Source organism: Pseudomonas syringae, assembly GCF_000737245.1.
GTDB classification, from domain to species: Bacteria; Pseudomonadota; Gammaproteobacteria; order Pseudomonadales; family Pseudomonadaceae; genus Aquipseudomonas; species Aquipseudomonas syringae_J.
This window is the reverse complement of the sequence record NZ_JPQU01000028.1, coordinates 37,444-60,848: the sequence shown is the minus strand read 5'-3', so window position 1 is coordinate 60,848 and position 23,405 is coordinate 37,444. Positions and strand designations below refer to the sequence as shown.

At 57.5% G+C, this 23,405-nt stretch carries 25 protein-coding genes, 1 tRNA gene and 1 pseudogene; 12 read left to right on the top strand and 15 right to left on the bottom strand.

Annotated elements, in window-relative coordinates:
• The first annotated feature begins 402 nt into the window (after window positions 1–402).
• From ftsK to cysG, 6 genes are all read left to right on the top strand, one after another.
• A complete protein-coding gene (ftsK, locus tag IV01_RS15490; protein ID WP_195758774.1) occupies window positions 403–2,826 on the top strand; it encodes a DNA translocase FtsK in 2,424 nt (807 codons plus the stop codon).
• 71 nt (window positions 2,827–2,897) lie between these two features.
• Window positions 2,898–3,521, top strand: coding sequence for an outer membrane lipoprotein chaperone LolA (lolA, locus tag IV01_RS15495; protein ID WP_032627839.1), 624 nt, complete (start codon window positions 2,898–2,900; stop codon window positions 3,519–3,521).
• 19 nt (window positions 3,522–3,540) lie between these two features.
• Entirely contained in the window at window positions 3,541–4,863 is a 1,323-nt protein-coding gene (locus IV01_RS15500; protein ID WP_032627838.1) for a replication-associated recombination protein A, read from the top strand.
• A complete protein-coding gene (gene crcB / locus IV01_RS15505; protein ID WP_032627837.1) occupies window positions 4,863–5,237 on the top strand; it encodes a fluoride efflux transporter CrcB in 375 nt (124 codons plus the stop codon). The genes IV01_RS15500 and crcB overlap by 1 nt, the downstream gene beginning before the upstream one ends.
• A gap of 16 nt (window positions 5,238–5,253) precedes the next feature.
• A complete protein-coding gene (serS, locus tag IV01_RS15510) occupies window positions 5,254–6,534 on the top strand; it encodes a serine--tRNA ligase (RefSeq protein ID WP_032627836.1) in 1,281 nt (426 codons plus the stop codon).
• Window positions 6,535–7,929: a siroheme synthase CysG gene (gene cysG / locus IV01_RS15515; RefSeq protein ID WP_032627835.1), complete on the top strand. Its 1,395-nt coding sequence runs from the start codon at window positions 6,535–6,537 to the stop codon at window positions 7,927–7,929.
• Between the two features lie 248 nt (window positions 7,930–8,177).
• Here cysG and IV01_RS15520 read toward each other — a convergent pair whose 3' ends face one another.
• From IV01_RS15520 to IV01_RS15550, 7 genes are all read right to left on the bottom strand, one after another.
• The gene (locus IV01_RS15520; protein ID WP_032627834.1) at window positions 8,178–9,185 is read right to left on the bottom strand and encodes a glutathione S-transferase family protein; all 1,008 of its coding nucleotides are present in this window, start codon (window positions 9,183–9,185) and stop codon (window positions 8,178–8,180) included.
• Window positions 9,186–9,281: 96 nt separating this feature from the next.
• The gene (locus IV01_RS15525; protein ID WP_032627833.1) at window positions 9,282–10,283 is read right to left on the bottom strand and encodes a glycosyl transferase family protein; all 1,002 of its coding nucleotides are present in this window, start codon (window positions 10,281–10,283) and stop codon (window positions 9,282–9,284) included.
• Window positions 10,280–10,615: a TusE/DsrC/DsvC family sulfur relay protein gene (locus tag IV01_RS15530; protein WP_032627832.1), complete on the bottom strand. Its 336-nt coding sequence runs from the start codon at window positions 10,613–10,615 to the stop codon at window positions 10,280–10,282. Before IV01_RS15530 ends, IV01_RS15525 begins: the two co-directional genes overlap by 4 nt.
• Window positions 10,612–10,911 carry a sulfurtransferase complex subunit TusB gene (tusB, locus tag IV01_RS15535; RefSeq protein ID WP_032627830.1) on the bottom strand — a complete coding sequence of 100 codons (300 nt, stop codon included), beginning with the start codon at window positions 10,909–10,911 and terminating at the stop codon, window positions 10,612–10,614. The genes IV01_RS15530 and tusB overlap by 4 nt, the downstream gene beginning before the upstream one ends.
• Window positions 10,911–11,273 (bottom strand): sulfurtransferase complex subunit TusC, encoded by a 363-nt coding sequence (gene tusC / locus IV01_RS15540; RefSeq protein ID WP_032627829.1) that lies wholly within the window; start codon window positions 11,271–11,273, stop codon window positions 10,911–10,913. Before tusC ends, tusB begins: the two co-directional genes overlap by 1 nt.
• A 1-nt stretch (window position 11,274) precedes the next feature.
• Window positions 11,275–11,667, bottom strand: a complete 393-nt coding sequence (gene tusD / locus IV01_RS15545) for a sulfurtransferase complex subunit TusD (protein WP_032627828.1) — start codon at window positions 11,665–11,667, stop codon at window positions 11,275–11,277.
• Between the two features lie 101 nt (window positions 11,668–11,768).
• Entirely contained in the window at window positions 11,769–12,440 is a 672-nt protein-coding gene (locus IV01_RS15550) for a Bax inhibitor-1/YccA family protein (RefSeq protein ID WP_032627827.1), read from the bottom strand.
• A gap of 122 nt (window positions 12,441–12,562) precedes the next feature.
• Here IV01_RS15550 and IV01_RS15555 point away from each other — a divergent pair.
• Window positions 12,563–12,650, top strand: a tRNA-Ser gene (locus tag IV01_RS15555).
• A 212-nt stretch (window positions 12,651–12,862) separates the two neighbouring features.
• Here the strand turns inward: IV01_RS15555 and tspO are convergent.
• Entirely contained in the window at window positions 12,863–13,303 is a 441-nt protein-coding gene (gene tspO, locus IV01_RS15560; RefSeq protein ID WP_032627826.1) for a tryptophan-rich sensory protein TspO, read from the bottom strand.
• A gap of 202 nt (window positions 13,304–13,505) precedes the next feature.
• Window positions 13,506–14,132, bottom strand: coding sequence for an isochorismate family cysteine hydrolase YcaC (gene ycaC / locus IV01_RS15565; RefSeq protein ID WP_032627825.1), 627 nt, complete (start codon window positions 14,130–14,132; stop codon window positions 13,506–13,508).
• A gap of 232 nt (window positions 14,133–14,364) precedes the next feature.
• On the opposite strand from ycaC, the gene IV01_RS26270 reads away from it, so the two are divergent.
• Together IV01_RS26270 and IV01_RS15575 are read left to right on the top strand one after the other, a co-directional pair.
• The gene (locus IV01_RS26270; protein ID WP_080290272.1) at window positions 14,365–14,778 is read left to right on the top strand and encodes a MerR family transcriptional regulator; all 414 of its coding nucleotides are present in this window, start codon (window positions 14,365–14,367) and stop codon (window positions 14,776–14,778) included.
• Window positions 14,729–15,127: a carboxymuconolactone decarboxylase family protein gene (locus tag IV01_RS15575; RefSeq protein WP_032627823.1), complete on the top strand. Its 399-nt coding sequence runs from the start codon at window positions 14,729–14,731 to the stop codon at window positions 15,125–15,127. Before IV01_RS26270 ends, IV01_RS15575 begins: the two co-directional genes overlap by 50 nt.
• 17 nt (window positions 15,128–15,144) lie before the next feature.
• Here the strand turns inward: IV01_RS15575 and IV01_RS15580 are convergent, their stop codons facing one another.
• On the bottom strand, window positions 15,145–16,269 hold the full coding sequence (locus IV01_RS15580; protein ID WP_032627822.1) for an alkene reductase: 1,125 nt from the start codon (window positions 16,267–16,269) through the stop codon (window positions 15,145–15,147).
• A gap of 114 nt (window positions 16,270–16,383) precedes the next feature.
• Window positions 16,384–17,061, bottom strand: coding sequence for a type 1 glutamine amidotransferase domain-containing protein (locus tag IV01_RS15585; RefSeq protein WP_032627821.1), 678 nt, complete (start codon window positions 17,059–17,061; stop codon window positions 16,384–16,386).
• Window positions 17,062–17,268: 207 nt separating this feature from the next.
• Between IV01_RS15585 and IV01_RS15590 the strand changes: the two genes are divergently transcribed.
• The 3 genes and pseudogenes from IV01_RS15590 (at window position 17,269) to IV01_RS15595 (ending at window position 18,685) form a co-directional block, all read left to right on the top strand.
• Window positions 17,269–17,853 (top strand): TetR/AcrR family transcriptional regulator, encoded by a 585-nt coding sequence (locus IV01_RS15590; protein WP_032627820.1) that lies wholly within the window; start codon window positions 17,269–17,271, stop codon window positions 17,851–17,853.
• A 130-nt stretch (window positions 17,854–17,983) separates the two neighbouring features.
• Window positions 17,984–18,281, top strand: a pseudogene (locus IV01_RS27035) (type II toxin-antitoxin system MqsR family toxin).
• 2 nt (window positions 18,282–18,283) lie between these two features.
• Window positions 18,284–18,685, top strand: a complete 402-nt coding sequence (locus tag IV01_RS15595) for a type II toxin-antitoxin system MqsA family antitoxin (RefSeq protein ID WP_032627819.1) — start codon at window positions 18,284–18,286, stop codon at window positions 18,683–18,685.
• Between the two features lie 89 nt (window positions 18,686–18,774).
• Here the strand turns inward: IV01_RS15595 and IV01_RS15600 are convergent, their stop codons facing one another.
• The 4 genes from IV01_RS15600 to mgrA all read right to left on the bottom strand — a co-directional run bounded on the left by IV01_RS15600 (window position 18,775) and on the right by mgrA (window position 23,282).
• On the bottom strand, window positions 18,775–19,674 hold the full coding sequence (locus tag IV01_RS15600; RefSeq protein ID WP_032627818.1) for an AEC family transporter: 900 nt from the start codon (window positions 19,672–19,674) through the stop codon (window positions 18,775–18,777).
• Between the two features lie 137 nt (window positions 19,675–19,811).
• Window positions 19,812–20,780 (bottom strand): aliphatic sulfonate ABC transporter substrate-binding protein, encoded by a 969-nt coding sequence (locus IV01_RS15605; protein WP_032627817.1) that lies wholly within the window; start codon window positions 20,778–20,780, stop codon window positions 19,812–19,814.
• A gap of 62 nt (window positions 20,781–20,842) precedes the next feature.
• On the bottom strand, window positions 20,843–21,931 hold the full coding sequence (locus tag IV01_RS15610; protein WP_032627815.1) for an LLM class flavin-dependent oxidoreductase: 1,089 nt from the start codon (window positions 21,929–21,931) through the stop codon (window positions 20,843–20,845).
• Window positions 21,932–22,244: 313 nt separating this feature from the next.
• Window positions 22,245–23,282: an L-glyceraldehyde 3-phosphate reductase gene (gene mgrA / locus IV01_RS15615; protein ID WP_032627813.1), complete on the bottom strand. Its 1,038-nt coding sequence runs from the start codon at window positions 23,280–23,282 to the stop codon at window positions 22,245–22,247.
• Window positions 23,283–23,405: the final 123 nt, after the last annotated feature.

Here is a 23,405-nt window from a genome sequence, read left to right as displayed (position 1 = left end):
GGCTGTCCTGATAAACGGGACTTTAGCGGGTTTTCAGGATTTGATCGATCAGCTATAAAACGCGCTATAAGTCTTTGTCACGAAAGGCAATGCATGCTCAAATTGAGCCTTTGCGGCGCCGGTTGGCGTCAGGCTACACCTGAGTCTGGAGCGATGTCCCGCCTGGATAAGGCAAGCTCTGGCGGTTGGCTGCACTGAGCAGGCTGTTTCGAGGCAGGATGCCATCGTGGCATCAGTCGTACAAACCCGTACAATGCCCGCTTAAAGGGCCGTGCTTCAAGGGTTTGTCTGCTCGACGCTGTCGAGTGAATCACCGTTGTGGTGTGTGCCCCATGGCTTGAAGTTATTTGAGTTACGCGACCGTGCAATTCGTATGTAGTCAATCACCCGTTGTCGGCGCTATTGCGCAGGAATAAAAGCGTTTTGAAGAAATCCACCGCAGTACCCAACTCCGTTCCGCTCTGGCGGCAGCAATTGCACTACCGGCTCAAGGAAGGTGCGTTGATCGCCTTTGGCGCGCTGTGCCTGTATTTGATGATGGCGTTGCTGACCTACGACCAGACTGACCCCGGCTGGAGCCATACCAGCAGTTCGGTCGAGGTTCAGAATGCGGCAGGTCGTGCCGGCGCATTCTGCGCTGACATCCTGTTCATGGTCCTGGGCTACTTCGCCTATATTTTTCCGCTGCTGCTGGCCGTCAAGGCGTGGCAGGTGTTCCGTCATCGCCACGAACCCTGGCAGTGGAGCGGCTGGCTGTTCTCCTGGCGGCTGATCGGTCTGGTGTTCCTGGTACTGGCCGGCGCTGCGCTGGCGCATATTCATTTCCATTTTGCAGCAGGATTCCCGGGTTCGGCCGGTGGCGTGCTGGGTGAAATCCTCGGTGACATGGCCAAGAAGGCCCTGAACATTCAGGGCAGTACGCTGCTGTTCATTGCCCTGTTTCTGTTTGGTCTGACGGTCTTTACCGACCTGTCGTGGTTCAAGGTGATGGATGTCACCGGCAAGATCACCCTTGATCTGTTCGAGCTGTTCCAGGGCGCAGCCAACAACTGGTGGTCGGCTCGCAACGAGCGCAAGCAGATGGTTGCGCAGTTGCGTGAAGTCGATGCCCGCGTCAATGAAGTCGTCGCTCCAGCCACCAGCGACCGCCGTGAACAGGCCAAGGCCAAGGAGCGCCTCATCGAGCGCGAACAGTCGCTGAGCAAGCACATGACCGCCCGGGAAACCCATATCCCCGCCGTTATTGCCCCCGCACCGACCAAGGCGCCAGAGCCCAGCAAACGCGTGCAGAAGGAAAAACAGGCGCCGTTGTTCGTCGACAGCGCCGTGGAAGGCACCTTGCCGCCCATCTCCATTCTCGACCCGGCGGAAAAGAAACAGCTCAATTATTCCCCGGAATCCCTGGCTGCGGTCGGGCACTTGCTGGAAATCAAGCTCAAGGAGTTTGGTGTCGAAGTGTCTGTGGACTCCATCCATCCCGGCCCGGTGATTACCCGTTACGAAATCCAGCCTGCTGCGGGGGTCAAGGTCAGCCGGATTTCCAACCTGGCCAAGGACCTGGCACGTTCGCTGGCGGTGACCAGCGTGCGTGTGGTTGAAGTCATTCCCGGCAAGACCACCGTGGGTATTGAAATCCCCAACGAAGATCGACAGATCGTGCGGTTTTCCGAGGTTCTTTCTACTCCTGAATACGACGACGCCAAATCCCCGGTCACGCTTGCGCTCGGCCATGATATCGGTGGCAAACCGGTGATTACCGATCTGGCGAAGATGCCGCACTTGCTGGTAGCGGGTACGACCGGCTCCGGTAAGTCCGTGGGGGTCAACGCGATGATCCTGTCGATTCTGTTCAAGTCTGGCCCGGAAGACGCCAAACTGATCATGATCGACCCGAAAATGCTTGAGCTGTCGATCTATGAGGGCATCCCGCATCTGCTTTGCCCAGTGGTCACCGACATGAAGGACGCCGCTAACGCCTTGCGCTGGAGCGTTGCCGAGATGGAGCGTCGTTACAAGTTGATGGCAAAGATGGGCGTGCGTAACCTGTCCGGCTTCAACCAGAAGGTCAGAGAGGCTCAGGAAGCCGGCACGCCTCTGGTCGATCCGCTGTACAAGCGTGAGAGCATCCATGACGAAGCTCCGCTGCTGACCAAACTCCCTACCATTGTTGTGGTGGTGGACGAGTTTGCCGACATGATGATGATCGTCGGCAAGAAGGTCGAAGAGCTGATCGCGCGTATCGCGCAAAAGGCTCGAGCGGCGGGCATTCACCTGATTCTTGCTACCCAGCGCCCTTCGGTGGACGTGATCACCGGTTTGATCAAGGCCAACATCCCGACGCGCATGGCGTTCCAGGTGTCGAGCAAGATCGACTCACGGACCATCATCGACCAAGGCGGCGCCGAGCAGCTGCTGGGTCACGGTGACATGTTGTACATGCCACCGGGCACCAGCCTACCGATTCGTGTCCATGGTGCTTTTGTGTCCGATGACGAGGTTCACCGTGTCGTCGAAGCCTGGAAGCTGCGCGGCTCCCCGGACTACAACGACGATATCCTGGCGGGGGTTGAAGAGCCCGGCAGTGGCTTTGATGGCGGCAGTGGCGAGGGCGGTGAAGACAGTGAAAGCGACGCGCTTTACGACGAAGCAGTCAAGTTCGTGCTGGAAAGCCGTCGCGCTTCGATTTCCGCCGTTCAACGCAAGCTCAAGATTGGTTACAACCGTGCGGCACGCATGATCGAAGCCATGGAGATGGCCGGTGTTGTCACCTCCATGAACACCAACGGCTCGCGCGAAGTCATCGCGCCTGCCCCGATGCGCGACTGATCAACCTTCCATAAATGACTCGTCAGCGATCAAACGCTGACGAGACTTCACCGAACTCAATGAGGATTCCCATGCGTCTTATCCGCATGTTGTTGGTAACTGCACTGACCTTTTCGGCGATTCCGGCTCACGCAGACAGCAAAGACGTCGCGCGCCTGACACAGTTGCTGGAAAAGTCCCAGACCCTGACGGCGCGTTTTTCCCAGCTGACGCTGGACGGTGGCGGTACTCAGCTGCAGGAAACCGCCGGTGAAATGGCCTTGCAGCGGCCAGGCCTGTTCAATTGGCACACTGACGCACCTCAGGAACAATTGATGGTTTCCGACGGTAAGAAGGTCTCGCTGTGGGACCCGGATCTGGAGCAGGTCACCATCAAGACCCTTGATCAGCGTTTGACACAAACACCTGCCTTGCTGCTTTCTGGCGATGTCTCGAAAATCAGTGAGAGCTTCGACATCACTTCCAAGGAAGCCGGTGGCGTGGTGGATTTCGTGCTCAAGCCCAAGACCAAAGACACCCTGTTTGACAGCTTGCGTCTATCGTTTCGCAACGGTGTCATCAATGACATGCAGCTGATCGATAGCGTTGGGCAGCGCACTAATATTCTGTTCACGGGCGTGAAGGCTAACGAGCCGATCGCTGCGAGCAAATTCCAGTTCCAGATCCCGAAGGGCGCTGACGTCATTCAGGAATAAGAGGTATCAACGGTTGCCCATGGACCTGTTTCGAAGTGAACCGATCGCTCAGCCTCTGGCCGCACGACTACGTGCAACCAATCTGGATGAGTACGTCGGTCAGGAGCATCTGCTGGCTCACGGCAAGCCTCTGCGCGAAGCGCTGGAGCAGGGTGCTCTGCATTCGATGATTTTCTGGGGGCCGCCCGGTGTGGGTAAGACCACGCTGGCCCGGTTGCTGGCGAAAGTCTCCGATGCGCACTTCGAGACGGTTTCTGCAGTGCTGGCCGGGGTAAAAGAGATCCGGCAGGCTGTGGAAGTGGCCAAGCAGCAGGCCGGGCAATATGGTCGTCGGACCATCCTGTTCGTTGACGAAGTGCATCGTTTCAACAAGTCGCAGCAGGATGCTTTTCTGCCCTACGTGGAAGATGGCACACTGATTTTCATTGGCGCCACGACTGAAAACCCGTCATTCGAACTGAATAACGCCTTATTGTCCCGGGCCAGGGTGTATGTCCTGAAGAGTCTGGACGAATCTGCCCTGCGCAAGCTGGTCAGCCGGGCGCTGACCGAAGAGCGTGGGCTGGGTCAGCACCGCTTGAGCCTGAGTGACGAAGGCTTTGCCATGCTGATGGCCGCTGCCGATGGCGACGGGCGACGCATGCTCAATCTGCTGGAGAACGCCTCGGATCTGGCGGAAGACGGCAGCGAGATTGATCTGGAGCTGCTGCAAAGCCTGCTCGGTGATAGTCGTCGCCGTTTCGACAAGGGTGGCGAGGCGTTCTATGACCAGATTTCCGCGCTACACAAATCCATTCGCGGCTCCAATCCCGATGCGGCCTTGTACTGGTTCGCGCGGATGATTGACGGCGGCTGTGATCCGCTCTATCTGGCCCGCCGGGTAGTGCGCATGGCCAGTGAAGATATCGGCAACGCCGATCCGCGGGCGCTGCCGTTGTGCATGTCGGCCTGGGATGTTCAAGAGCGTCTGGGCAGCCCCGAAGGCGAGCTTGCGGTGGCTCAGGCGATTGTCTATCTGGCCTGCGCGCCGAAAAGCAATGCTGTGTACATGGGTTTCAAGGCGGCGATGCGCGAGGCTACTGAGCACGGTTCCCTGGAAGTTCCGCTGCATCTGCGGAACGCTCCGACCAAACTCATGAAACAACTGGGCTACGGCGAAGAATACCGATATGCCCATGACGAGCCTGATGCTTACGCGGCTGGCGAGGATTACTTCCCGGACCAGCTTGAGCCACGTCATTATTACCAGCCAGTGCCACGAGGCCTGGAGCTGAAAATCGGTGAAAAGCTCAAACATCTGGCGGCTTTGGATGCGGCCAGCCCACGTCAGCGGAGAAAGTAGTGCTTAAAACAATTCTTGCGGTGTCCATCGCCGGCATCGCTGGTACATTATTGCGCTTTGCTGCAAGCACCTGGGTCAGCGCCAATTGGCCCAAGCATTTTTATACGGCAACCCTGGCGGTGAACATCGTCGGTTGCCTGATTATCGGCGTGCTTTACGGGCTTTTCTTACTGCGCCCTGAAGTACCCATTGAGATTCGGGCCGGCTTGATCGTCGGCTTTGTAGGCGGTCTTACGACCTTTTCATCCTTTTCACTGGACACGTTGCGCCTGCTCGAAAGCGGGCAAATGCCACTGGCCTTGGGCTATGCGGGTATCAGCGTGTTCGGCGGGCTGCTTGCAACCTGGGTTGGCCTGTCCCTGACCAGACTTTGATAGACGAGAGAACGATATGCTCGATTCCAAACTGTTACGTACTCAACTTCAAGACGTAGCGGATCGCCTGGCGTCCCGTGGCTTCACACTGGATGTAGCGCGCATCGAAGCGCTGGAAACCCAGCGCAAGACGGTACAGACCCGTACCGAGCAATTGCAGGCCGAGCGTAATGCCCGTTCCAAGTCCATTGGTCAGGCGAAGCAGCGTGGCGAAGACATCGCGCCGTTGATGGCCGATATCGACCGTATGGCTGAAGAGCTCACCAGCGGCAAGAAAGAACTGGACGGCATCCAGTCCGAACTGGACGCCATGCTGCTGAGCATGCCGAATCTGCCTCACGAATCAGTGCCGGTTGGCGCGGACGAAGACGGCAACGTCGAAGTGCGCACCTGGGGTACGCCAAAAGTATTCGACTTCCCGGTTCAGGACCACGTTGCGCTGGGTGAGAAGTTCGGCTGGCTGGATTTCGAAACCGCCGCCAAGCTATCCGGCGCGCGCTTTGCCCTGTTGCGCGGCCCGATTGCCCGTCTGCATCGTGCTTTGGCGCAGTTCATGATCAACCTGCACATCAACGAGCACGGCTATGAAGAGGCTTACACGCCTTACCTGGTCCAGGCTCCTGCCCTGCAAGGCACTGGTCAACTGCCGAAGTTCGAGGAAGACCTGTTCAAGATCTCCCGCGAAGGCGAAGCGGATCTGTACCTGATCCCGACTGCCGAAGTTTCCCTGACCAATATCGTGTCCGGTGAAATTATCGACGCCAAACAGATGCCGTTGAAGTTCGTCGCCCATACCCCATGCTTCCGCAGCGAAGCCGGTGCGTCGGGTCGCGACACGCGCGGCATGATTCGTCAGCATCAATTCGACAAGGTCGAGATGGTGCAGATCGTCGAGCCGGAAAAATCCATGGAAGCCCTGGAAGGCCTGACGGCCAACGCCGAGCGTGTTCTGCAACTGCTGGAGTTGCCTTACCGCGTTCTGGCGCTCTGCACTGGCGATATGGGTTTCAGCGCGGTCAAAACCTACGACCTGGAAGTATGGGTCCCGAGCCAGGATAAATTCCGCGAAATCTCCTCTTGCTCCAACTGTGGTGACTTCCAGGCGCGTCGTATGCAGGCCCGCTGGCGCAACCCGGAAACCGGCAAGCCCGAACTGGTTCACACCCTGAACGGTTCCGGTCTGGCAGTTGGCCGCACTCTGGTCGCAGTGCTGGAAAACTACCAACAGGCTGACGGCTCGATTCGTGTGCCTGCAGTACTCAAGCCGTACATGGGTGGCATTGAGGTCATCGGCTAAATGGAATTTCTGCCGCTGTTTCATAACCTGCGGGGCAGCCAAGTGCTGGTCGTGGGCGGTGGTGAGATCGCGTTGCGCAAATCCCGCCTGATCGCTGAAGCTGGTGCGATCCTGCGGGTGGTTGCCCCCGAGATCGAGTCACAGCTGCGCGAGTTGATCGAGAAAAGCGGTGGCCAGATGATCCTGCGCGGTTACAGCGTCAGTGATCTGGATGATTGCGTGCTGATAATTGCCGCAACTGATGACGAGCCGCTCAACGCTCAAGTGTCTCAGGATGCCAAGCAGCGCTGTGTACCGGTCAATGTCGTGGACGCGCCAGCGCTGTGCAGCGTGATCTTCCCGGCCATTGTCGACCGCTCGCCTCTGGTGATCGCGGTTTCCAGCGGCGGCGACGCTCCGGTTCTGGCGCGGCTGATTCGGGCCAAGCTGGAAACCTGGATCCCGTCGACTTACGGCCAGCTAGCTGGCCTGGCGGCGCGCTTTCGTACACAGGTGAAGAACTTGTTCCCCGACGTGACTCAGCGTCGCGCGTTCTGGGAGGAGGTTTTCCAGGGGCCTATTGCTGACCGTCAGTTGGCAGGGCAGGGTGGCGAAGCTGAGCGCCTGCTGATTGCCAAGATCGCAGGCAACGCACCCCATGCGCCGGGCGAGGTTTATCTGGTTGGCGCGGGGCCGGGTGATCCAGACCTGCTGACCTTCCGCGCATTGCGCCTGATGCAGCAAGCCGACGTGGTGTTATACGATCGCCTGGTTGCGCCAACGATTCTCGACCTTTGCCGTCGTGATGCCGAGCGGATTTACGTGGGCAAGCGACGGGCTGAACACGCGCTGCCTCAGGATCAGATCAACCAGCAACTGGTTGATCTGGCCAAGCAAGGCAAGCGTGTTTTACGACTCAAGGGCGGTGACCCGTTCATCTTTGGTCGTGGCGGTGAAGAGATCGAAGAGCTGGCTGCCCACGGTATTCCGTTTCAAGTCGTACCCGGGATTACCGCTGCAAGTGGTTGCGCCGCTTACGCGGGTATTCCGCTGACCCATCGTGATCATGCCCAATCGGTACGCTTCATCACCGGGCACTTGAAAGACGGCACCACTAATCTGCCGTGGAATGACTTGGTGGCACCTGCCCAGACCCTGGTGTTTTACATGGGTTTGATCGGACTACCGGTCATCTGCGAACAGTTGATCAAGCACGGTCGATCCGCGGACACCCCAGCGGCGCTGATCCAGCAGGGCACCACGTCCAGTCAGCGGGTGTTTACCGGGACTTTGGCCGATCTGCCGCAGATGGTGGCCGAGCACGAAGTTCATGCTCCAACGCTGGTGATTGTCGGCGAAGTCGTGAAGTTGCGTGAAAAACTGGCCTGGTTCGAAGGCGCTCAGGCAACGGTCTGATCAGCCAGTATTCTTGGGCCTTTGTAGGCGCGCCCCCGTTCAGACCTTGCGCTGTTGCGCCGCAAACGCGGGACCCTGTAGGAGCGAGCTTGCTCGCGATGGCGGCATGTCAGTGGATGATTTTTCCGCAGATAAGCCCCATCGCGAGCAAGCTCGCTCCAGGTATCTGTTTCAGACGGCATAACGCCGGACTGCCTGGAGCTCTCGTTAGAGCGCTTCTAGTCAGTCCGGCGTTTTTTAAAGCTCGCTTACTCTCCGGTCTTGATCCAGATGCCCCGGCCAGTCAGCCGCTGGCGATCATGAGCTCTGTCCAATACTTGCAGCGGCCCTTTAGGCACGATGCCCGTCGGGTTGATGGTCGCGTGGCTGGCGTAGTAATGCTGCTTGATGTGTTCGAAATCCACCGTCTCGGTGATGCCGGGCCACTGATACAACTCCAGCATCCAATTGCTCAGGTTCGGGTAGTCCGAGATCCGGCGCAGATTGCACTTGAAGTGCCCGTGGTAAACCGGATCAAAGCGCACGATCGTGGTGAACAGCCGAATATCAGCTTCGGTCAGGTATTCGCCAGTCAGGTAGCGATTCTCGCCCAGCCGTTTTTCCAGCGCGTCCAATTCGGCAAAGACATCGTCGAACGCTTGCTCGTACGCGCCCTGAGAGGTCGCGAAACCGGCGCGGTAAACGCCGTTGTTCACCGCAGGATAGATACGATCATTGAGTTCATTGATGGCTGACTGTTGGGCCTCCGGATAGAGGTCCAGAGTATTGCCAGTCAGCCCGTCAAAGGCACTGTTGAACATGCGGATAATCTCCGCTGATTCATTGCTGACGATGCGTTGCAGTTTCTTGTCCCACAGCAGGGGCACGGTTACACGACCGGTGTAGTCGGCAGTGTCAGCCAGATAGCGCTGATACAGAAACTGATGGTTATCCAGCGGATCGCCACTTGAGCCTTTTTCGGCATCGAAGGTCCAGCCGTTCTCGCGCATCAGCCAACTGACCACGGACACATCAATCAGGCTTTCGAGGCCTTTGAGTTTGCGGTAGATAAGTGTGCGGTGGGCCCATGGGCAGGCCAGGGAAACATACAAGTGGTAACGGCCCGCTTCGGCTTTGAAACCGCCTTCACCCGAAGGGCCTGGCTTTCCGTCAGCGGTGATCCAGTTGCGGCGCTGTGCCTGCTCGCGCTGAAACGCCCCATCCTTGCTGCTTTCGTACCACTGGTCATGCCAGCGCCCTTCGACCAAAAGGCCCATATTCGACTCCAGAAAGTATGTGTATACGTGCTTTGGAGAAGAGTCTAAGCCGATTCGTTCGAACAAATAGCGCAAAGGTTGAGGGGTAACAATCAATTAAATCGATGTGTTTCGATTTTTCCAGAACTGCTCGGCTTGCTCGAACGCCTCTGCTCGGGGCATTCCAAGGCCTCGTAAGGCAAGCGCCATGGTAGAAATCAACGCCAACTGCGGATAACTGTCTTCGATTTCACCTTTCCACAAGCCGATGAGCTGCTGAGGATCGAGGGTCGCCGGTTTCACATGGCGACGATCAGACAGGGCTGGCCATTCTTCATCCCAGGGCAGGCCGTCTGTGGTGCCATAAAGATGGCTGATGGTGTCCGGATTGATCTCGACTTCGCCACCGTCACCCTTGATCACTATGGTGTGGTTGCCCAGCAAGCCGCTGGCGTCACGGTGCACGCCCTGATAGCCAGGGTGGAAGATGCTCTGCAATCCGCAGCGGGCATTCAAAGGGTTGAGAATCCTCGCCAGGGAATGGATCGGCGAGCGCAGGCCCAAGGTGTTGCGCAGGTCGATCATGCGCTGCAACTGGGGGGCCCAGTCCCCCAGTGGAATGAACGCCAGGTTTTGCTGGTCCAGAGCTTCCTCTACTGCCTGCCAGTCGCGGCATAGCGGGATGCCCAGCAGTCCAAGCAACTGCTCGCTGTACAGACGCCCGGCGGTGTGCGCACCACCGCCATGCATCAACACTTTCACGCCGTTTTGCGCGAGGCATTTAGCGGCCAGCAGATACCACGGCAGATGCCGCTTCTTGCCGGCATAGGTCGGCCAGTCAATATCGACCTTCAGTCGCGGTGCATTCAAACGCTCGCGCACCGCTTCAGCGAAGCCCGCCAGCTCCTCGGCGCTTTCTTCCTTGTGGCGCAACAACATCAGGAACGCGCCCAGTTGAGTGTCTTCGACCTTCTCGTCGATGAGCATGCCCATAGCTTCCCGAGCTTCGTCACGGGTCAGATTGCGGGCGCCTCGTTTGCCTTTGCCCAGAATGCGGACGAACTGCGCAAACGGATGCTCAGCGGGCGTTTCAGTGACAAGAGGGGCGTATTCGTTCATATGCAATTGGTCGGCTTGGGCAGGCCCGCCAGCTTGGCGGCGAGTTTGGCGGGAGTGCCGTTGAACAGGCGGTTGAGGTGCATGCTGTTGCCCTTGTCCGGGCCGAGCTTCAGTGCCGTGTATTTGATCAGCGGCCGGGTAGCGGGGGACAGCTGAAACTCAGTGTAGAAGTCGCGCAATGTGTGCAGGATCTCGACGTGATCCGGTGTCAATTCGATGCCTTCTTCAGCTGAAAGCGCATAAGCAACAGGCAAGGACCAGTCTTGAAGATCCTTGAGGAAGCCTTCTTTATCCAAAGCAATGCTGCGTCCTTCGACGTTCAGGTGTTTCATAACCACGTATTGACCCTGTCATAACGAATCGAGAGCTCGACGAACTCCGGGTAACCCACGCATTTGACCCAAGCGGGGATGGTCAGGTTACGGGCCAGGACATCCTCTTGCATCGCAAATAGCTCAAACGCACCGACGCGGCTTTGCAATGCCTGCAAAGGCGCTGTCGCTTGAGTCAGTGCGTAGGTAGCGTCGCCACATAGCAACAGGGCATCTTTGCTGCCGAGGAGGCGCAGGCAGCTGGTCAGGCGGCTGTCAGCAAAAGGGGAGTGGGAGAGAACGTGCAAGGTCGCCATTAGAGTGTGATCACGTGGTCGTAACGGTCAATGAGTTCAGAAATATCCTGCTCCTGGGGGAGCTGTTTGATATCGATATTCAGGTTGTCAGGAAACATCCCACGCTCCGCGAGGCTTTTTCCGCAAGCGTAGACATCCTCAACACCAAACATCTCCAGAGCCTTGAGATTCGCGGTCAGGTCTTTCTGAAGCAGCGCCGCAGGGACTTGCGATTGCGAGAGCTGAAACACGCCATCATCCATGAACAGCAGGCCGATCGGCAGATCGAAAGCGCCGCCGGCCAGTACGATGTCCAGTGCTTCCCTCGCGCTCAAACCGGACCAGGGCGCCTGGCGACTGATCACGAGCAGTGATTTGGCCATTTCATTGCCCCCCAAAGCAGATAAGACGGTCGGCCGACTGTGCGGCGTCGTGCAGCTGGCCCAGCCCGGACAGCTCCCAGGAGCCTGAAAGGTTGGCGGCTGGCTTTTGATAACGCAGCGCTTCTTCTTCGTTCAGCACACCACGGCGCAAGGCTGCGGCAATGCAGACGACTCCATCGAGCTGATGAGTGCTGACCAAGTCCTGCCATTGAGCGGCAATGTCCTGTTCATCCTGAGGCACAACCACATTGGCCGAAGCGCTATGCACGCCATCCTGATAGAAAAAAAGACGCACGATTTCATGACCGCCAGCCAGAACCGCCTGAGCGAACAGGAGCGCCCGACGCGAGGAGGGAGCATGGGCAGCGGAAAACACGGCAATGGCAAACTTCATGGGCTGCTCTTCAGAAAAACTCTGGCAATGATAAAGAATTCAAAAGCTATAGACAGCAAAAAGCCCGCTTAGCGGGCTTTTTGTTGAAACGTAGCTGATGATCAGTCGTCACGGCTCATGATGCCAAAGATCTGCAACAGGCTGATGAACAGGTTATAGATCGACACATACAGGCTGATGGTTGCCATGATGTAGTTGCGCTCACCACCGTGAATGATCGCGCTGGTCTGGAACAGAATGCAGACCGACGAGAACAGCACGAAACCTGCGCTGATGGCCAATTGTAGACCGCTGATCTGGAAGAACATGCTCGCCAGAACAGCGGCCAGCAGGACGAAGAAACCTGCGGTGATGAAGCCGCCGAGGAAACTCATGTCCTTGCGGGTAATCAGCACGTAGGCCGACAGGCCACCGAACACCAGCGCAGTCATCGCGAAGGCCGAGCTTACAACTTCAGCGCCGCCTTGCATGCCCAGGTAGCGATTGAGGATCGGGCCGAGCAAAAAGCCCATGAAACCGGTCAGTGCAAAAGCCGACACCAGACCCCACGCCGAATCGCGCAGTTTGTTGGTGAGGAAGAACAGACCGTAGAAACCGATCAGCACGACGAAAATGTTCGGGTAGCCGACGCGCATTTGCTGAGAGACGTAAGCCATCACGCCGCTGAACGCCAGGGTCAGGGCCAGAAGACCGTAAGTGTTGCGCAGGACGCGGCTAACCTCTAGCTGATCGGCCTGCACGCCGTTATTAACTGCGTAATCCTGTTCGCGCATGGCGAAACTCCTAGTGGTTGAAATGTTGAGTTGCAAAGATCATAACAGACGCTCTGCAATCAGCCACCCAGAGAGTTTGACAGCGTGTTTCATTCCGGTATTATGGCGCCCGCAATGCAAACGGAAGTATGGCCGAGTGGTTTAAGGCAGCAGTCTTGAAAACTGCCGACTGTAACAGGTCCTAGAGTTCGAATCTCTATGCTTCCGCCATCTTAGATACGACAAAGCCCTGATTTTTCAGGGCTTTGTCGTTTTTGGGGTTTGGTGGCAACCAGCTACGAACTTGAGACAAAAAGTCCGCAACTCTCCTTGTTTTTGGTGGCTACCGACCCAGGTTCATATCTCCCTCTCTCTTCACTGCCTCCTGCGCTCTCCGTGCACGTGGCTAGAAGGCTGACGCAAGGCTACCTTCTCCCCGAAGGTTATTTATTGTGACGCAGGATCGAGAAGTTCAGCGCAGCCGCCACGCAGAGCCACAGCAGGTACGGGAATAAGATAAGCCCTGTCACGATGTCCAGCTGCAAAGCCATCACGACCATTGCGGCCACAACTATCCAGAGCAGGGCGAGGATCACCATCGCAGCGACGATGTTGTTCGCTCCAAAAAAAACCGGCGTCCACAAGGTATTGAGCGCAATTTGCGCCGCCCATAGAGCGAGGACAGTCTCGCTGCCAGGGAGGAGGGTCAAACGATATCCTGCCCACGCGAGCAGTAGATAGATCGTTGTCCAGGCTACCGGAAATGCCCAATTCGGTGGAGTGAAGCTTGGTTTCTGAAGTGATTCGTACCAGGCGCCTGGTTTGAAGATGATGCCCGTTGCGGCGGCAGCACAGCACGCAAGAAGAAAGATGTAAAAGGTCATAAGGTGTCCTTGGCCGAAGCAGCGAGATATTGAAGGCAGAGGCTATTTCAGGGTTGGACGTCGATGCGATGGAAAAGTCCCTTTCCGGTTTTTCAGAGGTGAGGTAGCCCAAATGCCGTCGGCGGATGTCCTGTATGGGCGGGTTCATACAAAAGCAAAAGGCCCGCAATGCGGGCCTTTAGACTGATGCTTGTTACCGTTCTCAGCGAGCGGTCAACGCAGAATAGCTGTTCATCAGATTGCGGTAATTCGGAATCCGCTGGGACAGCAAGTTGCCCAGGCCTTCGATATCGTTGCGCCAGTCGCGTTGCAACTCACAGGCCACCGAGAACCAGTTCATCATCTGCGCGCCAGCTTGGGTCATGCGGTTCCAGGCTGCTTGTTGTACCGCAGTGTTAAAAGTGCCGGACGAGTCGGTCACCACAAACACATCAAACCCTTCCGCCAGCGCCGACAAGGTCGGGAACGCTACGCACACATCCGTCACCACACCGGCAATGATCAGTTGCTTGCGGCCAGTGGCCTTGATCGCTTTGACGAAATCTTCGTTGTCCCAGGCATTGATCTGACCGGGGCGGGCGATGTACGGCGCGTCCGGGAACATCTCTTTGAGCTCTGGAACCAGCGGGCCATTCGGGCCTTGTTCGAAACTGGTGGTGAGGATGGTCGGTAGATCGAAGAATTTAGCCACGTCAGCCAGCGCCAGGACGTTGTTCTTGAACTCGTTGGGGCTGAAGTCTTGCACCAGGGAAATCAGACCTGTCTGGTGGTCGATCATCAGGACTACGGCGTCGTCTTTGTTCAGGCGGTTGTAGGTGGCGTTAGTCATGGTGGAATCCTTTTTCGAAGTGGTTAGTGGCTGTCGTTCAACATGGGCTCAGATTAATGTTCAGCCTCGAGATGAAAAAGCGCCTGAAAAAGGTTTGACTGTCCACTTGAGGGAGACAATTGTCACCGTCCGCGGGTTAGTCCGTCTGCATAGGAAGCGGTGATTTGAATGCGCTTGACTTAGAGTGCGCTCTAAGTCGTAACGTGTTGTGTGTCTGGATGAGAAGGTGCTTATGAAGATAGGTGAATTGGCACAGCGTTCGGGACTTTCAGCTCACACGATCCGCTATTACGAACGGATCGGGCTACTTCCCTATGCTGAACGTGACAGTTCGAACCAGCGTGACTATGACGCCTCGATCTTGATCTGGATTGAGTTTCTGGGCCGCCTCAAAACGACCGGGATGCCAATCCGAGACATGCTGCGCTATGCGACTTTGCGCGAGCGTGGTGTGGAAACTGAAGCCGAGCGCTGCGCGATGCTCGAACAACATCGCGAGTCGGTACGCATCCGTGCGTCCGAGCTCGCCGCCTGCCTGCTCGTCCTCGACAAGAAGATCGCTGGTTACATTGATCAAGCACAGAGGATAAATAGTTATGACACGACACCTACCCCACGAAGGCGAAAGTCGACTGGAACGAGGTAAGCGCGCACTCGCTGAAATTGATGGCGAAGCCGGACACAAGGTCGTTGCCGCGCTCGCCAACATCGCCCCAGATTTTGCGACTTACCTGTTCGAGTTTCCCTTCGGAGACATTTACTCGCGGCCTGGTTTGAGTCTGAGGGACCGTGAGATTGCGACGGTTGCGGCGTTAACCGCGATGGGCACCGCCACCCCTCAACTGAAGGTGCATATCGAGGCCGCTCTGAATGTTGGGCTGTCGCAGGAGGAAATCACAGAGATCCTGATGCAGATGGCGGTTTATGCGGGTTTTCCTGCCGCGCTTAATGGCCTTTTTGCTGCCAAAGAGGTTTTCGCTAGTCGGTCGCAATGATGTTGAGAGGTGAATGGTTACCCGCCGTAAGCCGGGTAATCAACATAACCCTCACCCGTGCCGCCATACACCGTCGCCGGGTTCAGCGTGTTGAGAGGCCAGTTGTTGGCGATCCGTGCAGGCAGATCGGGATTGGCCATGAACGGGCGGCCGAAAGCAACAAAGTCGGCCAGCCCGGAGTCGAGCAGCCTGGCACCGGATTCTGCGTTATAGCGGCCCGCATAAATAATCGCGCCGCTGAAGGTGCTGCGCACCGCCCTGCGAAACGTCTCCGGCATCTCCGGCGCATTGTCCCAGTCGGCTTCCGCGATCGACAGGTAGGCAATGCCCACGTCCTCAAGCACCTTGATAGCCTGGATGTAGGTGGTGTGCGGGTCTTCCTCAACCATGCCCAGATAAGTCCGCGCTTCGTCGGTGGTGGTGAAAAGCGGGGCAAAACGTACGCCGACTTTCTCTTTGCCAATGCACTCAGCGACACCCGCAACCACCTCACGAAGGAAGCGCAAGCGGTTGTCCAGTGAGCCGCCGTACTGATCAGTGCGCAGATTGCTGTGAGCGGAAATGAACTGATTCACCAGATAACCGTTGGCGCAATGCAGTTCGATGCCATCGAAGCCTGCGTCCATGGCATTGCGCGCGGCTTGTATATAAAGCTGAATCAGCTCCTGTACTTCATCCGTGGTCAGTGCGCGCGGGGCGGACGGCGGCACCAGGGCACCTGCACCGGGCGCGGTTTCGATAAATACGCTGACCCGGTCTGTGGCTACGGCGGACGCGGATACCGGGGCGCCGCCTTCAGGTTGCAATGCGGTATGCGACACGCGGCCCACGTGCCAGAGCTGTGCGAAGATCACGCCATCAACGGCGTGCACCGCCTCGGTGACCTTGCGCCATCCAGCGATTTGCTCAGCGGTATGAATACCCGGTGTCCAGGCATAGCCCTGACCACGAGGTTCGATTTGAGTGCCTTCGGTAACAAGCAAACCGGCGCCCGCGCGTTGCTCGTAATACTCAGCCATCAATTCATTGGCGATGTTGCCGGGCTGGGTGCTGCGCTGGCGGGTCAGGGGCGGCAGAACGATACGGTTTTTCAGGGTGTGCAAACCTAATGTCGCGGGTTTGAAGAAGCTGCTTTTACTCATGGGGATACCTTGTTGGGGCTTATTAGACCAGTCAACTATTTTTCATGTATAAAAAACCGTGCAGATGAGTGCACGGTTTTCATGCAGGGAAGTGCAAACGCGTCAGCGAAGGACTCAGCCGAGCATCTTCAACAGTTTCTCTGCGACGGCAGCGGAGCTGGCAGGGTTCTGGCCGGTGACAAGTTGCCCGTCAGCCACGACGTGAACCTGCCAGTCGGCCACTTTGGAGTAGCGCCCGCCGAGGCTCTGGAACTCGTCTTCGATCAGGAACGGCACCACGTCAGTCAGGCCAACCGCAGCCTCTTCGGCGTTGGTGAAGCCAGTCACGTCACGATTCTGGATCAATGGTTTGCCATTCTCGGCCATCACGTGACGCAATACGCCCGGTGCGTGGCAGACAAAACCGTGTGGCTTGTTGCTGCGATCAAAGGCTTCGATCAGCGCGATTGAGTGCTTGTCTTCGGCCAGGTCCCAGAGTGGACCATGGCCACCTGGATAAAACACGGCGTCGAAATCATCAGCGCGGACGTCCGACAAGAGGCCGGTGTGGGCCAGTGCCTGCTGCGCGGATGGGTCGTTACGGAAGCGATCGGTTTCGGCCGTCTGTGCATCGGGCTCGTCACTTTTAGGGTCCAGCGGTGGCTGGCCACCTGCTGGCGAGACCAGCGTCACGTCCGCGCCGGCGTCCTTGAAGGCGTAATAGGGAGCTGCGAACTCTTCGAGCCAGAAGCCGGTTTTCTTGCCGGTATTGCCGAGTTGATCGTGTGAAGTCAGAACCATCAATATTTTCATAGCGCACCCTGGATTGGTGGATGTTACCGGCGGCCATTGATTGGCTCGTCGTCGGCATCCGAAGAATTTGTCGTCGGGGCTCAGCTTAAGTTCAAAATAGACCAGTCGTCTATGATTTTTTTCGTCTAGGGTTTTTTGCGGGGAGATGTGGCAAACTCCTGCTCACTGAAATATACGACTGGTCTATTGTTTGCTACTGCGAGCCTCATGAAACCGACCTACGACGATACCCGCCAACATGTGATCGACACCGGCCATCGAATGATGGCTGAGAAAGGCTTCACCAGTGTCGGGCTGAACGAGATCCTGCAAACCGCTGGCGTGCCCAAGGGCTCGTTCTATCACTACTTCAAATCCAAAGAGCTGTACGGCCAGGCTTTACTGGAGGACTACTTTGTCGGCTACCTCGCCGACATGGAGCGACGTCTGACGCTACCCGGTCTGTCTGCCCGCGAGCGGCTGATGGGCTATTGGCAGGGTTGGCAGGACCGCTGCGTGCTGGGCGAGTACGGCGATGAATGCCTGGTGGTGAAGCTCAGCGCCGAGGTTTCGGATTTGTCCGAAGCCATGCGAGTCACCTTGCGTGACGGAGCGGAGCAAGTGGTATCGCGCATTACCACCAGCATTGAGCAAGGCCAAGCCGATAAAACCCTGCCTGACGGCGACGCCCGTCAACTGGCTGAAACCCTCTACCAGCTTTGGCTGGGCGCCAGTTTGCTCAACAAGCTGCAACGTACCGGCCAGTCATTGAACAATGCGATGACGACGACGAAGCGGCTTTTGGGGGTTTGAAGAGAGCAAGCCCCAGATGGAATCGACCCTCGCTTCTGTGATGGGCCTGCGGTAACTATTTATGGATCTTCCAGGTGGATGCTGATTTAACCTACTTGCCAAATTAAACCTAGTAGGTTAGTTTCCGGCCATGGTGAAATCAGCACCTCATTGCAAGCTTGCGATCATCAAAAAGTTAGTTGCACAAGGAAGGGTAAGCGGGACTTCGTCAGCACTTGTTGGCGGTGCAGCGTTAGGTTTCGACTTCGAAGCAATTGTCCAGGTTGTCAATGTCGCTGATTCCTGCGGATTTCTACAAGAGCATGACCACTCATGCGGATCACAAAATCTGGCAGGACGTTTACCGGCCATCAACAGCTGGCGGCGAGGTTTACCTGAAACTCACGGTCATTGATGACGTGCTCATCGTGTCCTTCAAGGAGCTATGAACATGAAATGTCCATCTTGTGGTGCAGCCGAGGCGGTGCATGATACTCGCGACATGCCGTACACCTACAAAACCGAGTCCACGGTCATCCATTCGGTAACCGGTGTCTATTGCGCTGCTTGTGGCGAAGCGATTCTGGAGGCATGGGAATCCGCCCGAGTGAGTGCTGCAATGCTGGTATTCAACAAGCAAGTGAATGCCTCGATTGTTGACCCGGCATTCATCACCACAGTACGCAAAAAACTCGCTCTGGATCAGCGGGAGGCGGCGGAAATTTTTGGTGGCGGTATCAATGCCTTCTCTCGCTACGAGAACGGAAAGACCAAGCCGCCCGTGGCGCTGATCAAGCTGCTCATGTTGCTTGATCGCCATCCTGAGCTATTGAGCGAAGTGCGAACGGCGTGATTCTGCAACACCAAAAGCTTCAATCCAGCTGAAGCCTGTGTGACTGCACAGGCCCACATATCCGGGCAGTCCAGACCTTTCCCAACAGCTCACACCCAGCCATTGATCCACATCCACATCGGCAAGGTCGCCGCGGAAAAAAGTGTCGACAGGCAAATCGCCGAGCTGGTTTTTTGCACATCCTCCTGGGTGCGAGCGAAGCCCAGCACGTTCACGCCGCAGGGATTGGCTGCCATCAGCATGAGCACGGCCCGGGGTGTGCCGCTGACGCCCAAGACCTTGCAGGTCAGCAACACCAGCAGCGGCATGATCAGCAGTTTGGCGACCGTGATGCCGATGGCTTCGACGCTGGGGCGCAAGCGGAAACCAGCGAGGTTGGCGCCCAGGACGATCAGGGCACTGGGCAGGGCTGCTTGAGCCAGCCACGTCGTCAGGTGGTCGGCCCACAAGGGCAGGCTCAAGCCCGACAGATTAAGCAGTACGCCCAGCAACAGGCCGATGATCATCGGATTGGCCAGGCTGGCGATCAGGGTCTTGAAGCTGAATGGCTCGCCGCTGGCAAAGCTGTTGTAAAGGCTCTGGAAGCTGAACAGTAGCAAGCTGTGCACTGCCAGGATCGTGAACAGCAGCACCAAACCTGGATTGCCGAACAAGCTGGCAATCAGCGCGATGCCGATCAACCCATTGTTGCCAAACGCGGCGGTCAGTCCGAAAGGGGTTGGATGGCCGATACGCAGGTGCGCTACCAGGTTCACCCCGGCGAAAATGATCAGGGCCGGGATGAAATAAGCCGCCAGAATCGTCATGTTCAAGCCGTCATGCAGCGGGGCCTTGGCCATGCCGGTGAACAACACCATGGGCATAAAGATCTTGAACGCTATTTCGCCGAAGGCTTTGTTGCTTTCCGCCGTGAGCGTGCCTCGCTGGCGAAGGAAGTAGCCCAGAACAATCAAGAGAAAGATCGGCAAAATAGCGTGCGGGACGGCCACGGCTGAAGGCTCCGGCTGGAAAATGTGCACGCATTATTACCGTGGTTGATCCTGGCTGTCGAAGGCGATGAGCCTGGCACACCGCTATTCGCAGCCTTCGGCAGCGCCTACAGATCCAGTGTCTCCACAGGTCGAGCTTACGGCTGCCAGATCTCCACATCCTTGGCATCCACCGCTTTGGGTAGCAGCCCGGCGGCAAAGAATGCGTCGGCGATTTTCTGTTGTTCGCCGAGTTGATCGACCTTCACCGGTCGCACCTCATAGCTACGGTGACTATTGGCGATTTCCACCGTGGCGGTATCCAGGTTGCCCCACAGCGGGCCGAGCACGGCGGCAGCTTCTTTCGGGTTGCCTTTAACCCACTGGCCGGCCTTCTGCAGTTGATCAAACACCAGCTTGAGCACTTCAGGGTGAGCCTTGGCGTAGAGCGTGCTGGTCAGGTAATAGCGCTTATAGCTGGCCAGGCCAGTGCCGTCGGCCAGGGTGCGAGTTGGCAGTTGGCGTTGCACGCTGGTGAGAAAGGGCTCCCATGTTACCCAGGCATCCACCTTGTTGTTTTCAAAGGCGGCGCGGCCATCAGCCGGGGTCAGGTAAGCAGGCTGAATATCCGAGAACTTCAGACCACCCTTGGTCAGTGCCGCGATCAGCAGATAGTGAGTGCCCGCCGCCTTGGTGACTGCGACCTTTTTGCCTTTCAGATCGGCCAGACTCTGGATCGGTGAGTCCTTCGGCACCACGATGGCCTGGGCTGCGGGCGACGGGGTTTCTTCGGCAAAGTAAGTCAGCCTTGCCTGAGCAGCCTGGGCGAAGATCGGTACGGTGTCGGCAACATCGGCACTGATGTCGACGTTGCCGATGTTCAGCGATTCCAGCAGGGGCAAGCCGCTGGGGAATTCATGCCAGCTGACGTCGACGTTTGCAGCGTTCAGGGCTTTCTCAAGGGTGCCTTGGTTTTTAAGAACGGTGATCAGGGTTGAGGATTTCTGATAACCGATGCGCACCGTTTCACGGGCGTGGGCGGGTAGCATCAATGACCACACAGCAGCGATGGCAAGAGCTGCAAGCAACGGACGACGCAGGCGAATACTCACTAAGGGTTTTGGCATGGCGCTCTCGAAAACAGACAGTCAAAGACGGGTAGCGGGTCGGAAACGCAAGAGCTGATATTTCAGGCGACTTGCTCCTGCGCCTCACGTCCACGCTTGGCTACCAGTTCGCGGGTCAACGGAATGAGTTTTTTGCCGTAGTCAATGGCGTCGTCCAGCGGGTCGAAGCCGCGAATCAAGAAAGTGGTGATCCCCAGGTCGTAGTAGTCGAGCAGCGCTTCGGCCACTTGCTCCGGGGTACCGACCAGCGAGGTGGAATTGCCTTGCGCGCCCAGCAACCCTGCGATGCCGGTCCACAGGCGCTTGTCCAGCCGGGAACCTTGTGCGGCAGCGGCCAGCAGGCGGCGCGAGCCTTCGTTGGGTGGTTCACGGCGCACGAAACCGTTGCCTTCGGCGATGGCTTTGGCGCGTTCCAGAATGCTGTCGGCACGGGCCCAGGCTTTCTCTTCCGTTTCCGCCAGAATCGGCCGCAGCGACAGGCTGAAACGTACGGTCCGGCCGTGTTTGGCGGCTTCGGCACGCACCTCTTTGACTACCGCTCGGACCTGATCGTACGTCTCGCCCCATAGCGCATAGACATCGGCATGCTTGCCCGCCACGGCGATTGCAGCTGGGGAAGACCCGCCGAAATACACCGGTATGTGCGGCAGCTGGGGAGATTTCACCAGCGAGTGCGCGCCTTCAAACTGGTAATACTCGCCCTGGTGATCGAAGGGTGTTTCGCTGGTCCATTCCTGACGCACGATGCCCAGATATTCATCGGTGCGTGCGTAACGCTGGTCCTTGCCGATATGGCTGCCGTCGGCACGCAGTTCCTTATCATCGCCACCGGTAATGATGTGGATCGCAGTGCGCCCGCCATTGAATACATCAAGGGTCGCGAACTGCCGGGCAGCCACGGTAGGCGAAATGAAGCCAGGCCGATGGGCGATAAGGAACTTCAGTTTTGTGGTCACGCTTGAGGCGTGGGCTGCAACGAAGGCGCTGTCCGGGCTATTGGAATGGTAGGCCACCAGAGCGCGATCAAAGCCAGCGTCCTCATGGGCCCTGGCGACCTTTGCGACGTACTCCGGCTGGATGGTCGGGCCGCTGCGTGGGTGGATTTCCGAGCCCGGCTGGGTGGCGATGTAACCGATGAATTCGATGCTCATGAACCGCTCCTTCTTGTAGTCATACCGCATGGGGTTGGACGCGCTCGGGGAGGTGTCCCCGGTCCGTACCTGCAACATATGGCTATAAGAGCGGCCTGTGAAATTCTATTTCGAGCTAAGGTTATTATAAAAATATTGCATGTATTGAGCCCTCTCATATCAGCTTGATAAGTTCACGAGTCGAGTCAAACGGCCGTAAGACCTGTTGCGTCCCACCGAAAGTCGACCGACTGCGCTAACCAACATCCCCGGCAAAAGTCAGTGGTCTTGCGACCGAACCGCTTTCACCGGGGAGCTGCAGCAGGCTTTGATTTCACTCCGCCAACGACGGCTTTTCCCACAGGTTGATTCCGCCTTCCTGGGCGAAGCGGTCGATTTCGGCCAGCTCTTGCTGACTGAATTCGAGGTTTTTCAGGGCGGCGACGTTTTCGATGATTTGCTCCGGGCGGCTGGCGCCGATCAGTGCCGAAGTGACTCGCGAGTCGCGCAAGGTCCAGGCCAGGGCCATTTGCGCCAGGCTCTGGCCGCGGCGTTTGGCGATTTCGTTCAGCGCCCGAACGTGGGCGATGTTGGCTTCGGATAAATGCGAGGCCTGCAATGAGCCGCCACCGGGGCGATTAACCCGGGCATCCTGCGGCACGCCATTGAGGTATTTGTCGGTGAGCAGCCCTTGAGCCAGGGCGGTAAACGCAATTACCCCGGCGCCGAGTTGTTCTGTGGTTTGCAGCAGGTCTTTCTCGACCCAGCGATTGAGCAGGTTGTACGCCGGTTGGTGAATCAGCAGTGGCACTTTCCAGCCTTTGAGCAGCTCGGCAATTTCCCGGGTCTTGGCCCCTGAATAAGACGAGATACCGATGTACAACGCCTTGCCCTGTTGCACAGCGGTGGCCAGGGCGCTGGCGGTTTCTTCCAGTGGTGTGTCCGGATCGAAACGGTGGGAATAGAAAATGTCCACGTAGTCCAGGCCCAACCGCTGCAGGCTTTGATCGAGGCTGGCCAGCACGTATTTGCGCGACCCACCGCCCTGACCATAAGGCCCTGGCCACATGTCCCAACCGGCCTTGGTGGAAATGATCAGCTCGTCGCGATACTGCTTGAAGTCCTCACGAAAAAGCCGACCGAAATTGACTTCAGCGCTGCCATACGGAGGGCCGTAATTGTTGGCCAGATCGAAGTGGTTGATGCCAAGGTCGAACGCGGTGCGCAGCATGGCCCGCTGGGTGTCGATGGGCGTGCTGTCGCCAAAGTTGTGCCACAGGCCGAGGGACAGGGCAGGTAATACCAGCCCGCTGCGGCCAGTGCGGCGGTAGGGGATTTGCTCGTAGCGGTTTTCGGCAGCGGTATACGTCATGGTGGTTCTCACTTTTTGTAATGGCGCGCAGGTCAGACCGGCTCGTGCTGACGGCGATGCGCGGAACGTTGCAGGCCCAGATTGTCCCGATGTGGGTTGCCCTTTTATTCGGTGCGCAACAGA